Source organism: uncultured Parasphingopyxis sp., assembly GCF_937129435.1.
In the GTDB taxonomy this organism is placed as follows: domain Bacteria; phylum Pseudomonadota; class Alphaproteobacteria; order Sphingomonadales; family Sphingomonadaceae; genus Parasphingopyxis.
In genome coordinates, this window is sequence record NZ_CAKZNF010000028.1 from 16,987 (window position 1) to 28,520 (window position 11,534).

General features: G+C 61.7%; 12 protein-coding genes. 6 read left to right on the forward strand and 6 right to left on the reverse strand.

What is annotated here, in order from left to right:
* Nucleotides 1-92 precede the first annotated feature (92 nt).
* Nucleotides 93-398 (forward strand): hypothetical protein, encoded by a 306-nt coding sequence (locus Q0139_RS05620; protein ID WP_298018730.1) that lies wholly within the window; start codon nucleotides 93-95, stop codon nucleotides 396-398.
* 28 nt (nucleotides 399-426) lie between these two features.
* Here Q0139_RS05620 and dapA read toward each other — a convergent pair whose 3' ends face one another.
* Complete coding sequence (gene dapA, locus Q0139_RS05625; RefSeq protein WP_298018733.1) at nucleotides 427-1,302, reverse strand: 4-hydroxy-tetrahydrodipicolinate synthase; 876 nt, start codon at nucleotides 1,300-1,302, stop codon at nucleotides 427-429.
* Between the two features lie 98 nt (nucleotides 1,303-1,400).
* On the opposite strand from dapA, the gene Q0139_RS05630 reads away from it, so the two are divergent.
* Nucleotides 1,401-3,392 (forward strand): lytic transglycosylase domain-containing protein, encoded by a 1,992-nt coding sequence (locus tag Q0139_RS05630; RefSeq protein WP_298018736.1) that lies wholly within the window; start codon nucleotides 1,401-1,403, stop codon nucleotides 3,390-3,392.
* A gap of 10 nt (nucleotides 3,393-3,402) precedes the next feature.
* Nucleotides 3,403-3,885, forward strand: coding sequence for a transcription elongation factor GreB (gene greB / locus Q0139_RS05635; RefSeq protein WP_298018739.1), 483 nt, complete (start codon nucleotides 3,403-3,405; stop codon nucleotides 3,883-3,885).
* Nucleotides 3,886-3,902: 17 nt separating this feature from the next.
* Here greB and Q0139_RS05640 read toward each other — a convergent pair whose 3' ends face one another.
* From Q0139_RS05640 to aspS, 4 genes are all read right to left on the reverse strand, one after another.
* Nucleotides 3,903-4,577 (reverse strand): I78 family peptidase inhibitor, encoded by a 675-nt coding sequence (locus tag Q0139_RS05640; RefSeq protein ID WP_298018742.1) that lies wholly within the window; start codon nucleotides 4,575-4,577, stop codon nucleotides 3,903-3,905.
* Nucleotides 4,578-4,655: 78 nt separating this feature from the next.
* Nucleotides 4,656-5,429: a polyphosphate kinase gene (locus tag Q0139_RS05645; RefSeq protein ID WP_298018746.1), complete on the reverse strand. Its 774-nt coding sequence runs from the start codon at nucleotides 5,427-5,429 to the stop codon at nucleotides 4,656-4,658.
* A 98-nt stretch (nucleotides 5,430-5,527) separates the two neighbouring features.
* Entirely contained in the window at nucleotides 5,528-6,397 is an 870-nt protein-coding gene (locus Q0139_RS05650; RefSeq protein ID WP_298018749.1) for an alpha/beta fold hydrolase, read from the reverse strand.
* Nucleotides 6,394-8,184 carry an aspartate--tRNA ligase gene (gene aspS / locus Q0139_RS05655; RefSeq protein WP_298018752.1) on the reverse strand — a complete coding sequence of 597 codons (1,791 nt, stop codon included), beginning with the start codon at nucleotides 8,182-8,184 and terminating at the stop codon, nucleotides 6,394-6,396. The genes Q0139_RS05650 and aspS overlap by 4 nt, the downstream gene beginning before the upstream one ends.
* 258 nt (nucleotides 8,185-8,442) lie before the next feature.
* On the opposite strand from aspS, the gene rnd reads away from it, so the two are divergent.
* Together rnd and Q0139_RS05665 are read left to right on the forward strand one after the other, a co-directional pair.
* Nucleotides 8,443-9,624 carry a ribonuclease D gene (gene rnd, locus Q0139_RS05660; RefSeq protein WP_298018754.1) on the forward strand — a complete coding sequence of 394 codons (1,182 nt, stop codon included), beginning with the start codon at nucleotides 8,443-8,445 and terminating at the stop codon, nucleotides 9,622-9,624.
* On the forward strand, nucleotides 9,617-9,916 hold the full coding sequence (locus Q0139_RS05665; RefSeq protein ID WP_298018756.1) for an I78 family peptidase inhibitor: 300 nt from the start codon (nucleotides 9,617-9,619) through the stop codon (nucleotides 9,914-9,916). The genes rnd and Q0139_RS05665 overlap by 8 nt, the downstream gene beginning before the upstream one ends.
* Nucleotides 9,917-9,928: 12 nt before the next feature.
* Here the strand turns inward: Q0139_RS05665 and Q0139_RS05670 are convergent, their stop codons facing one another.
* Complete coding sequence (locus tag Q0139_RS05670; RefSeq protein ID WP_298018758.1) at nucleotides 9,929-10,555, reverse strand: hypothetical protein; 627 nt, start codon at nucleotides 10,553-10,555, stop codon at nucleotides 9,929-9,931.
* Between Q0139_RS05670 and Q0139_RS05675 the strand changes: the two genes are divergently transcribed.
* On the forward strand, nucleotides 10,538-11,534 hold a 997-nt coding region (locus Q0139_RS05675; RefSeq protein ID WP_298018760.1), incomplete at its 3' end, for a methyl-accepting chemotaxis protein. The genes Q0139_RS05670 and Q0139_RS05675 overlap by 18 nt on opposite strands.

An 11,534-nucleotide genomic window follows, 5' to 3' on the forward strand; every position in this document is an offset into this window, starting at 1 on the left:
TTCGGTAAATCAGAACAATATAAAGCTGTTTCGTTCAGCCGGACGTCAATCCCGATCATGCAAGTTTCCGGGATATTGATGGAGCCAGAATCATGTCTTTCTCTATGGTGGTTGCAGTCTTGACCTTGTTCGGCGCGGACGGACCGGTGATGAGCAATGCCGACTATCTCAATGCGCTCAACGCCTATCGGGCGGTGGCACGGGGAGAGATCAGCGTGAACCAGCTCACGCCCCAACAGCGGGCGGACATCCTCGAAATCGACCGGCGGCTGCGCGAGGGCGAACTGCCGCGCGGTACGCCGCAAGAGCGCTGTATCGACGAACAGGTCCGGCAGCATCGCGGCGATCCTTCCCAGCTCGACTGGGAAGTCATCGACCTGGCGTGCAGCCAGCGCTGATCTGGCCGGCAATTCCAGTATTTGCCGGCTAGATTATGCCGGCATGTTCGAGACCGGCATCGACCTGCCGTTGCGCCTCCTCCGAGGGCCAAGTCATGGGCAATCGCAAATCGCTAGGAAAATCCGGCATGATCCTGGACAGCGCGTATTTTGCCGGACCGGGCGAAGCATCGGCAAACAGCGCCTTGTGCAGCGGAAACAGCCTTTCGTGAATTTCGCGGGCTTCGTGAAAGGCGCCCTTTTTGCAGGCGGCCTGGAATTCGGCACAGAGTTCCGGCGCGATATTGGCGGTTACCGAGATGCACCCCACGCCGCCCAGGACGTTGAACGGCAGTGCAAGATCGTCATTGCCGGAAAGCTGGCAGAAATCGTCCGGCGTGACGGCCCGCTGTTCCGTCACGCGGGCAAGGTCGCCCGTGGCGTCCTTGATTCCCACAATTCCCGGCAATGTCATCAGTCTTTCTAGCGTAGCAACGGCGATATCCGAAGCCGTGCGGCCCGGAACGTTGTACAGCACGATTGGCAGGTCGCATTCGCCGACGATCGCTTCGAAATGACAGAAGATGCCCTCCTGGCTCGGCCGGTTGTAATAGGGCGGGACGAGCAGTCCCGCGTCTGCCCCCAAAGCCTTGGCCATCTGCAGATTCTTGATCGCCGAACGCGTGTCGTTGGAACCGCAGCCGGCGATGACCGGAACCCGGCCTGCCGCCTGGTCGACGCACACCCGGACGACTTCGAAATGTTCGTCGAAACTCAGCGTCGCCGCTTCGCCCGTGGTACCGCAAGGAACGAGCGCGCCCGACCCGTTCTCGATCTGCCAGTTGACAAAGCTCCGATAGGCGCTCTCCTGAAACGTTCCGTCGCGAAACGGGGTCACCAGAGCCGGTATCGAGCCGCTGAACATCCGTTTCTCCCTTCACCTTGCCTGCCGGTCGCGGCATATGGGCCGCAACCCAGGTCCGTTCACCGCCTGATAAGGATCGACCGAGCAGGATGTCCAGCATGTTGAAAAAATCCATTGCCATCATGGCGCTATGCAGTGCCACCGCCGTCTACGCCCAGAATCTGAGTTCCGAGCAGCGCGCCTGGTACGCCAGCCGCCTCGGTGTGTCGGGTGCCGGGCCGGTCGGTTCGGTGCCGCAGGCCGACCGTCTCGGCGAGGCGCTGCTTCAGTGGAAGCGGCTGCAGCAGAGCGATAACCTGCCGTTCAACGACTATGCGAGCTTCCTCGTTACGCACCCCGATTGGCCGGGCGAAACCCGGATGCGGCGTATTGCGGAAAACCAGATCCCCTCGACGGGCTCCTCTCCCGCCTCGCTGGTTGCCTTTTTCGATCGGCATCCGCCGGTCACGGCATCCGGGGGGCTTCGCTACGCAGAGGCCTTGCAGGCATTGGGACGCGAGGCGGAAGCGCGCGAACAGGCGCGAGCGGCGTGGCGGCGCGGCGCGTTCAACAGTACGTCCGCGAGCGCCGATGAGGCGGCGATGCTGCAGCGGTTCGGCACGGCGCTGACCGCGGAGGATCACGACGCGCGGTTCGATATGCTGCTCTGGCAGGACGATACGAGCGATGCGGCGCGGGTGCTCTCCCTGACGTCGCCTTCGCGCCGCGATGCACAGGGTGCGCGCCTGAGGCTCGCTACCGGTGCGGGCGCCGAAGCGGGCGGCGACGCGATCCTGGATGCAGGCTATGTGGCCGAGCGGGCGATGTGGCTGCGCAACAACGGCCGGTCGTCGGAGGCGCGCTCGCTCCTCGCCAACCGGCCGCCGCTGCGATATCGCCCGGGTGACGCAGAAGAATGGTATGAGGTTCTCCTGACCAATGCGCGCGCCGCGGAAAATGACGGACAGCTTTCGACCGCCTTCGACATTGCGAGCCGCGTCGACGACGCCTTCCCCGCCGGCACCGATATTTCCGAACAGGCGCTTGGTGTGCGCGACGACTATACGAGCCTCGTCTGGCTCGCGGGGACGACGGCGTTGTGGCACCAGAACCGGCCGGCCGAGGCGATCGGCATGTTCGAACGCTATGCCCGCGCCGCCCGCACGCCGCAGACGCGCTCAAAGGGCTTTTACTGGGCGGGCCGCGCGGCACAGGCGGCCGGCCGCCGCGATGAGGCCAATCGATTCTACGAAGAGGCTGCGGCTTATTACGACTATTTCTACGGCCAGCTCGCCTATGAGCGTCTGGGCCGCCAACTTGCCGTTCCCGGTACGCAGGCCGAACGGCCTACTGCCGAGCAAGCCAACGCGTTCAACGAGCGCGAAATCGTCCGCGCGGCCCGTATGCTCGGACAACTCGGCGCCTGGGAAGACCAGTCCACTTTCCTGCGCGAGATCGCCGAGCAGATGGAAACCGAGGGCGAACACCAGCTTGCCGGGCAGCTTGCGTCGCAGATCGGCCGGCAGGATCTCGCGGTGATGGCGCATCGCAGCGCCCGGGTGAATGGCTTCGACGCCAGCAACTATGGCTATCCCGTCGTCAACATGCCCTCGGGGACGGAGCGATTCTTCACCATCGTCCATGCGATCGCGCGGCAGGAAAGCCAGTTCGATCCCCGCGCCGTCAGCCATGCCGGAGCGCGCGGGCTCATGCAGTTCATGCCGGCGACGGCGCGCGAAGTTTCGGGCTGGATCGGCCGCACTTACAGCCCCTCCAACCTCACCAACGACCCGCAATATTCGATCCAGCTCGGCCGGGCCTATTATGAAAGCCTGCTCAATCGCTGGGGCAATCATGTGCTCGCCATCGCCAGCTATAATGCGGGCCCGGGCAATGTGAACCGCTGGATCCGCGCCAATGGCGATCCGCGCACGGCGGGCGTCGACATCGTCCAGTGGATCGAGGAAATCCCGATTTATGAGACGAAGAACTATGTGCAGCGTGTGGTCGAAAATGCGGTGATGTACGACCTGCTCCACCCGGACCGCGCTTTCATGCCGCGCAGCAACATGCCGGCCTCGCGCTGGCTCGGCAAAGGCACGCCGGGCTGATCGAACCGGGATGGCGGATGCGCCGAACTATATCACGCCGAACGGCTTTCAGGCGCTGAAAGACGAATATGAGCGGCTGTTCGCGAGCGAGCGGCCGAAACTGGTCGAGACGATCAGCTGGGCGGCCGGAAACGGCGATCGCAGTGAGAATGGCGACTATATCTACGGGCGGAAAAAGCTGCGCGAGATCGACAGGCGGCTGAATTTCCTTTCGCGGCGGATGAAGGCGGCGAAGGTCGTCGATCCTACGCGTCAGGAGGATCGTGACACCGTCCGCTTCGGCGCGACGGTCGTGATTGCCGACGAGGACGACAACCGGCGTGAGGTGACCCTGGTCGGCGAGGACGAGGCGGACGCCTCGGCCGGCCGGATCAGCTGGAAATCGCCGCTGGCGAATGCGCTCAAGAACGCTTCGGTCGGCGATGTGCGAACTGTCAAACTGCCGGCCGGGCCGAAAGACTATGAGGTGCTATCGATCGACTATCCCGGCTGATACCGGGCGACAGAGCTTCAGCCGCAATCGATATCGATCACCCTGTTGTAGCGATCGTAGGTGACGTTAACCCGGTCGAACCGATAGTCCAGCGTCACCGGCGAACCTTCCTCGACCCAGCGAATCTCCCTTGCGCCGGTACGCCGCAACACGACATCGCCAAGGCGGCGGTCGGCCCGCTCGCCGATAAGCGACTGGGCCGGACGCGCGTCGCATTCGCGGGGCTGGTCGGCTGGCGGATAGGGATGGCCGGGATAGCCGGGATTGCTGTAGCCATAGTTATTTGCCGTATGCGTCAGTGCGGTGCGGATCTCGACGTCGGTCAGCCGCAGGTCGCGGTCGACATCGGCCCAGCGCCGGAAAAAGGCGTTGGCTTCATCGGCATCGCGGCGGCTGAGCACATTGTCGCGCCCTACCCGATAGTGGTCGCGAATGAACTTGTGCCCTTCCCAGGTATGGGCGAGCCACGGGTCGAGCCTGCCGCGCTGGCTCACGCGGAACGGGCTGTCGCGATAGTCGCCATAGCCATGATCGCCGTGATAGCCGTTTCCGCCCCGGTAATCGTCGTTGTAATAGCCGCCATGATGGCCATAGCCGCTGTCATAGCCGTGCCCGTAGCTGTCATAGGCGCAGCCCTCGGTCATCAGACCGGCTGCCAGCAATAGCCCGAACGATTTCACCACCGTCGTCATTTCATATGCCTCCCGAATTCGGCTCGATATGCCATGAAAGCCGCGAAAACGGCAAACGCGGTGAAGGCAGGATTGCGCCTATGTCCCCAAATGGGACGCCACCAGCGCCTCCAGCGCGGGATCGGCCTCGGGCGGATCCATCGAGACGTGGGATTCCAGCGCGTCGGCGACATGCGTCAGGGCAGCGATCCGCGCCGCTTTCTTGTGGTTGCCGTCGATGATCTTCCAGGGCGCCCAGCGCGTGTCGGTCTTGGCGAACATGTCGTGCATCGCATCGAGATATTCCGCGCGCTTGCCACGATTCCGAAAGTCGTCTGCGGTCAGTTTCCAGCGTTTCCACGGATGCTCGAGCCGCTTGCGGAAGCGCTCGTCCTGTTCCTCCTTCGTGACGTGCATGAACAGCTTCACGATCGGCGTGCCGCTGTCCTTCTGTTGCGCCTCGAACTCGTTGATTTCGTCATAGCCGCGTTTCCACTCGGACTCGGTGCAAAAGCCCTCGACTCGTTCGACCAGCACCCGCCCGTACCAGGTCCGGTCGAAAATGTTGATTTCGCGTTCGCCGGGCAGCCTTTTCCAGAAACGCCAGAGGAAATGGCGCGCCTTTTCTTCTGCCGTCGGTGCGGAAATGGGCCAGACCTCGAAGAAGCGAGGGTCCCAATGGCCGACGAGGCGGCGGATCATGCCACCCTTCCCCGCCGCGTCCCATCCCTCGATGGCGAGCACGGCACGCTTGCGATTGATGATATAGGCGGCCTGGAGATGACCGAGCCGCTCCTGCAGCGCGGCCAGGTCATCGCCATAGTCGCCATCATATTTGGCGCCGTTTTCGAAATCGGTAAGATCGATGGTCATGATCCGTACCTGCCACCTCTCCGCAGCCATGAAAAGCGGCTCGGTCCTTGTTTTGCGTGAGTGGAGCGAAATGGGGCAGTATCAGCCGATGACGCTGCTCAGTCTTCCATGATCAGCATCGCGATCCGTTCCGGGTCCTCCATCGGCATGAAATGGGTGAATTGGGACAGGTATACGTCGCGACCATGGACAAATGCGTCGGCGAGCTTCGGCCAGGTCGGCGAATTGGTGAAATCCATCCGCTCGCCGCGCGGCTTTTGCGGCGCGCGCAGTACCGTGACCGGCGTTTCGATCTTCGCGACGGCGTCATAGGGATTGTTTCCGGACGACCCCATATACATCGAGGCTTCGAGCCGGGGCGGACAGGCGAGCTTGTATCCGTCGCCATCCTCCGCCGGCAGCAACCCGTGACGGCAATAATCCTCGAGCACCGCCGGTTGCCACAGATTGTAGGGCGAGCGGTCGCGGAAATGCGCGGCCATTTCCTCCGGCGAAGCAAAGCGATCGCGCCTGCGAGCGACCGGATGCTCGGATGGGTCTTCATACGGCCAGATTCGTGGCGCATGGTACATCTCCGGAGGCATCAGCACCGGATCGACCAGGACAAGCCGGACAAAGCGATCGGGCATCTTCGCTGCAAGCTGCACAAGGCAAAACCCGCCCATCGAATGCCCGACGCCGATGGCGCTTCGTAAGTCGAGACCGTCGACCAGCGACGCGATACTGTCGGACACCGCCACCCAATCGGACAGGCTGTCGGGCTTGTAGGAGCGGCCATGGCCCGGGAGATCGACGGCGACGATGCGCCGATCCTGCGGCAGATGCGCTACCACCTGATCCCAGCAGCGCGCGTGGAACCCGGTAGCGTGGAGCAGGAGAATGGGGTGTCCGGATGCATCGCCCCATTCGAACCGGCAGATTTCCCCTGCCCCGAAATCTTCGCGGAATTCCTGCGGTCCGGTACTCATCCTTCCTTCGGCGGCTCCACGACGCGTATGTTGAGTTCGCGAAGCTGCTTGAGGCTGACCTCGCTCGGCGCTCCCATCATCAGATCTTCGGCGCGCTGGTTCATCGGGAAAAGCACGACCTCGCGCAGGTTCGGTTCGCCAGCGAGCAGCATGACGATGCGGTCGATACCGGGCGCTGAGCCGCCATGCGGCGGGGCGCCATATTTGAAGGCGTTGATCATGCCGGAGAAATTCTCGTCGACATCGGCTTGGCTGTACCCGGCGATTTCGAACGCCTTGTACATGATGTCGGGCCGGTGGTTCCGGATTGCGCCAGACGAAAGCTCCACGCCGTTGCAGACGATGTCGTACTGCCAGGCGAGGATATCGAGCGGATCTTTCGTTTCCAGCGCTTCCATTCCACCCTGGGGCATTGAGAAGGGGTTGTGGCTGAAGTCGATTTTCTTCTGCTCTTCGTCATATTCGTACATCGGGAAGTCGACGATCCAGCAGAACTTGAAAGCGTTTTCGTCGATCAGGCCCAGTTCCTGTCCCAGCCGCGTGCGCGCGCCACCGGCCAGTCGCACTGCCTCGGCTTCCTTGCCCGCAGCGAAAAACACGCTGTCGGCGTCGCCGAGGCCGAGCTCGGCGAGCAGCTTGGCGGTCTTTTCCTCGCCATGGTTGTTAGCGATCGGGCCGGAGGGCGCGCCCTCCTTGCGGTTGATATAGCCGAGACCGGCAAAGCCTTCGCCGCGCGCCCATTCGTTCATCGCATCGAACCAGCGGCGGCCCTTGTCGCCGGTGTTGGGCGCGGGGATGGCGCGGACGACACCGCCGCCCTCGACGATTTTGGCGAACAGACCGAAGTCGGAGCCCTTGAAATGCTCCGACACGTCCGAAATCTCGATCGGGTTTCTGAGGTCCGGCTTGTCCGAACCGTATTTCAGCATCGCTTCGGCGAAGGGAATGCGGACGAAATCGGGATCGACGGTGCGACCCTTGCCCTGCCAGTCGGCGAATTCCTCGAACACGCCGCGAAGCACCGGCTCAATCGCGTCGAACACATCGTCCTGCGTTACGAAGCTCATCTCGAAATCGAGCTGGTAGAATTCGCCGGGCGAACGGTCGGCGCGGGCGTCCTCGTCGCGGAAACAGGGCGCGATCTGGAAATAGCGGTCGAAGCCGGCGACCATGATCAGCTGTTTGAACATCTGCGGCGCCTGCGGCAGCGCATAGAATTTGCCGGGATGGACGCGGCTCGGCACCAGATAGTCGCGCGCACCCTCGGGCGAGCTGGCGGTCAGGATCGGCGTCTGGAACTCGGTAAAGCCCTGATCGATCATGCGCTTGCGGATCGAACTGATGACCTCGGAGCGCAGCAGGATGTTCGCGTGCATGCTCTCGCGGCGCAGGTCGAGATAGCGATAGCGCAGGCGGATATCTTCCGGGTAATCGGCTTCCCCGAAGACCGGCATGGGCAACTCTTCCGCCGCCGACTGCACCTCGACATGGGTCGCAACGACTTCGATCTCGCCGGTGTCGAGCTTCGGGTTCACCAGGTCATCGGTGCGAGCGACCACCTCGCCGGTCACGGTGATCACCGATTCGGAGCGCAGCGATTCGAGCGTTTCGAAGGCCGGGCCGCTGACCTCGGTCACGACTTGCGTGATCCCGAAATTGTCGCGCAGATCGACGAAGACGAGATCGCCATGGTCGCGCTTGCGATGGACCCAGCCGGACAGGCGGACGGTATCGCCGACATCGGATTTGCGGAGTTCGGAACAGTTGTGCGTGCGGTAGTCGTGCATGATCCTGCAATTTCTTGAAGGCGCAAAGGCGCTGAATTCGGAAAGCTGCGCCTTTAGGCGCTTTGGAGCGCTTCGTCACCCTCGTTCTCCATTGCGCATACGGTCTATCAACCGTGCTTCGGCTTGACCGCGACGGGATGGGACAGCGGCGTTCCGGCGGTGTTTGCGGTGTCACCGGATATCGACCGGGCTGTTTCCACATCGAATGCCGGTGTGAACTGGCCTTCGCCACCATCACGCCTATAGCATGGCGCTCGCATGAAGATTCACCCGCTCATCGAAGACAGCGAGGCATTGGCGAGCCTGTGCGAACGACTCGCGCGCTCGGAGTTCGTCACGGTGGACACCGAATTCATGCGCGAGAACACCTATTGGCCCGACCTGTGCCTGATCCAGATTGCCGACGAAAACGAGGCGGCGGCGATCGATCCCAAGGCCGATGGCATCGATTTGGCGCCCCTTCTCGACCTGCTCGTCGACAATGAGGAGGTGCTCAAGGTCTTCCACGCCGGAAGCCAGGACGTCGAAATCGTTTACAACATCACCGGCAAAACGCCGCACCCGATCTTCGACACGCAGATCGCGGCAATGGCGCTCGGGCTGGGCGAGCAGATCGGCTATGGCAATCTTGTCGACACGATGCTGGGACGGCAACTCGACAAGGGCGCGCGATTTACCGACTGGAGCCGCCGCCCGCTCGACGACCGCCAGCTGAGCTACGCCATCGCCGATGTCACGCACCTCGCCGAGATCTTTCCTAAGATGCTCGAAAAACTGCGTAAGACGGGCCGTGGCATGTGGATCAACGACGAGATGGAGCGGCTCGCCGATCCTGAAAATTACGCGAACGAGCCCAATTCGGTCTGGAAGCGCGTCCGGGTGCAGGGGCGCAAGTCCGATGTGCTGGGCCGGTTGAAGGCGCTCGCCGCATGGCGCGAACGGGAGGCACAAGACAAGAATATCCCGCGCGGGCGCCTGCTTCGGGATGAGGCCCTTGCCGATCTCGCCGCTCATCCACCGGCCAACCAGAAGGCGCTCGCCAAAGTGCGCGGACTGCCGTCCAGCTGGGCCGAAAACGATATCGGACGCCGGCTCATGGATGTCGTCACGAAGGCCCAACCGCTGCCGGCCGATGAAATGCCGCCGCGAAAGACGGGCAAGCCAGGCCTGGGCAAGGAAGGCGCGCTGGTCGCCGACCTGCTCAAATTGCTGCTCAAGATTCGTTCGCGCGAGATCGGCGTTGCTTCACGGCTGATTGCCAAGGCGAGCGAACTGGAAGAGCTTGCCGCCGGGCAGCGCGAGGATATCCGCCTTCTCGATGGTTGGCGCTACGACGAATTCGGTCATGAGGCTCTCGATCTGGTCGAGGGGCGGCTTGCTTTCGCGGTGAAAGACGGCAAACTCAAAATGACCCATGCGAGCGAGAATGGCGATGGTTAGAACAATATGTGTGGCATTGGCGGGGCTGTCCTTTCTGGCCGCATGCGCGACGGTGCCCCAGGATGCCGAACCGCCCGTTTCCGGTGAAGGGCCTTGCGATGCGAGCGCGGCTCAGGGCCTTGTAGGCCAAAGAGCAACCCAGAATCTTGCCGCAGAAGCAATGGAGCTGTCGGGTGCGCGCGAATTCCGCTGGATTCCGCCGAACAGTGCGGTGACGATGGATTACCGGTCTACGCGGCTCAACGTCGAATATGATGAAAACACTGTGGTGACGGCTATTCGCTGCGGCTAGCTCAAGGGCCGGCTACGCCAGTCTGAACTTCGGATCTTTCCCGAACGCATCGGCCAGTTGGCGATGACGCTTGGCGACGGGATCGCCATAGAGTTCGGCATCGCCCCGATCGACGCAGAGCACAATCGAATCGCCGTCGATACCGATGCTCGATAGCTCCAATGGTCCCGCGACACCGCCCGAAAGCCTCTGACCGAGGCGCATAGCAAGGCCCCATCGCGCGGCCTGCTCCAGCTCTTCCATGCTGCACAGGCTGACCAGTTCTTCGACCACGCCAACACCACCGCCGAAATTGGTGAAAAGCGCCTGCGCCATCTTGCCGCGGCCGTTCGATTCGATCCCCACCCAATTGCCGTGCAGAGCCATTTCCAGTCCCCGTTCTGCCCGGAATTCGGGGTGCGCACGCCAGCCGGTGTCGGCGAGCAGGCAGGCGGCAAGGCGGATCCGCGCGTCCTCTTTCGATTCGTCGCGAAAAAGCGGCGAAATCCAGCGGTTGAGCAGATCGCCATGCTCGGGAAACCTGCCCTGCCGTTCGCCCTCTTCCCGCGTCGCGGCGATCAGCGGATCGAGAGCGCGGACATCGTCGTCCAGTCGTTCGTAGAGCAATCCCTCGCGCAACCCGTGGGCGGAAACGATCAACTCGCCGAGCCCGATCTGCTTGACCAGCTGGGACAGGACAACCTGACCATATTGGTATTGCAGTTACGCCGAGCAGAGAAAGATTTCTTGCTGCGCAAAGATATGGCCTATGCGGAACGCTTTAATACACTGTTTCCGCAGCTTTTGCTGCAAACAGGCACAGATAGCACGAGCAGAGCTTTGGCTGAGCAGTACAATCAGAGTTTCGCTGCGCTGGTAAATGCGATGCGTCAGATGGGACTTAGCGAAACAGAAGGTGCTACCGGTGAGATGCGCGCCGCTATTCACAGCACGGAAACCAGCCTGAAAGAGCTGGAGCAACAAACGACGAAAGCTATAAACGATTCTGTCAGCTCCACTCAGCAGCTAGCGTTAGCTATTTTCATCATAGTGCTTGGTACTGTGCTGATATTGGTGGCCTTGACCAGTCGCAGTATTTTGCGGCCGGTGATGGAGGTATGTCAGGCGATAGGGTTGATCCGCGCCAACAATGATTTTCGTATGCGTGTTGCGGTAGCCGGTAATGATGAGATGACCACGCTGGCAGTTGATTTTAATGCCATGCTGGGCGATTTTCAGGACTTGATTAAAACGGTTAATCAGGCGCTGGAAATGCTTGATACCGCGACGAATGAGCTGGCACGTTCTACCGCGGATACCAGCCGTGGCATGCAACAGCAACAAAGCGAAACCGATATGGTGGCAACAGCGGTGACTGAAATGGGCGCAACCATCAACGAAATCGCCGGGAATACCGAAATGACAGCGTCAAAAGCCGAGGCGACAAACCAGAATGCGCAAAGCGGCCGGGCAGAAGTGCAGCAGACGGTGCAGCGTATTAATGCATTGTCAGATCGGCTGCAGCAGGCGACAAACGTGGTGGCCGAGCTGGAAAAAGACAGCAAAACCATAGGCTCGGTGCTGGACGTGATCCGTGGCATTGCAGAGCAAACGAATCTGTTGGCACTTAACGCTGCTA

Excerpts from the sequence above, each read along its gene's own strand:
- Q0139_RS05620 (WP_298018730.1), top strand. The coding sequence starts at position 93 with ATGTCTTTCTCTATGGTGGTTGCAGTCTTGACCTTGTTCGGCGCGGAC.
- dapA (WP_298018733.1), bottom strand. The coding sequence starts at position 1,302 with ATGTTCAGCGGCTCGATACCGGCTCTGGTGACCCCGTTTCGCGACGGA.
- Q0139_RS05630 (WP_298018736.1), top strand. The coding sequence starts at position 1,401 with ATGTTGAAAAAATCCATTGCCATCATGGCGCTATGCAGTGCCACCGCC.
- greB (WP_298018739.1), top strand. The coding sequence starts at position 3,403 with ATGGCGGATGCGCCGAACTATATCACGCCGAACGGCTTTCAGGCGCTG.
- Q0139_RS05640 (WP_298018742.1), bottom strand. The coding sequence starts at position 4,577 with ATGACGACGGTGGTGAAATCGTTCGGGCTATTGCTGGCAGCCGGTCTG.
- Q0139_RS05645 (WP_298018746.1), bottom strand. The coding sequence starts at position 5,429 with ATGACCATCGATCTTACCGATTTCGAAAACGGCGCCAAATATGATGGC.
- Q0139_RS05650 (WP_298018749.1), bottom strand. The coding sequence starts at position 6,397 with ATGAGTACCGGACCGCAGGAATTCCGCGAAGATTTCGGGGCAGGGGAA.
- aspS (WP_298018752.1), bottom strand. The coding sequence starts at position 8,184 with ATGCACGACTACCGCACGCACAACTGTTCCGAACTCCGCAAATCCGAT.
- rnd (WP_298018754.1), top strand. The coding sequence starts at position 8,443 with ATGAAGATTCACCCGCTCATCGAAGACAGCGAGGCATTGGCGAGCCTG.
- Q0139_RS05665 (WP_298018756.1), top strand. The coding sequence starts at position 9,617 with ATGGTTAGAACAATATGTGTGGCATTGGCGGGGCTGTCCTTTCTGGCC.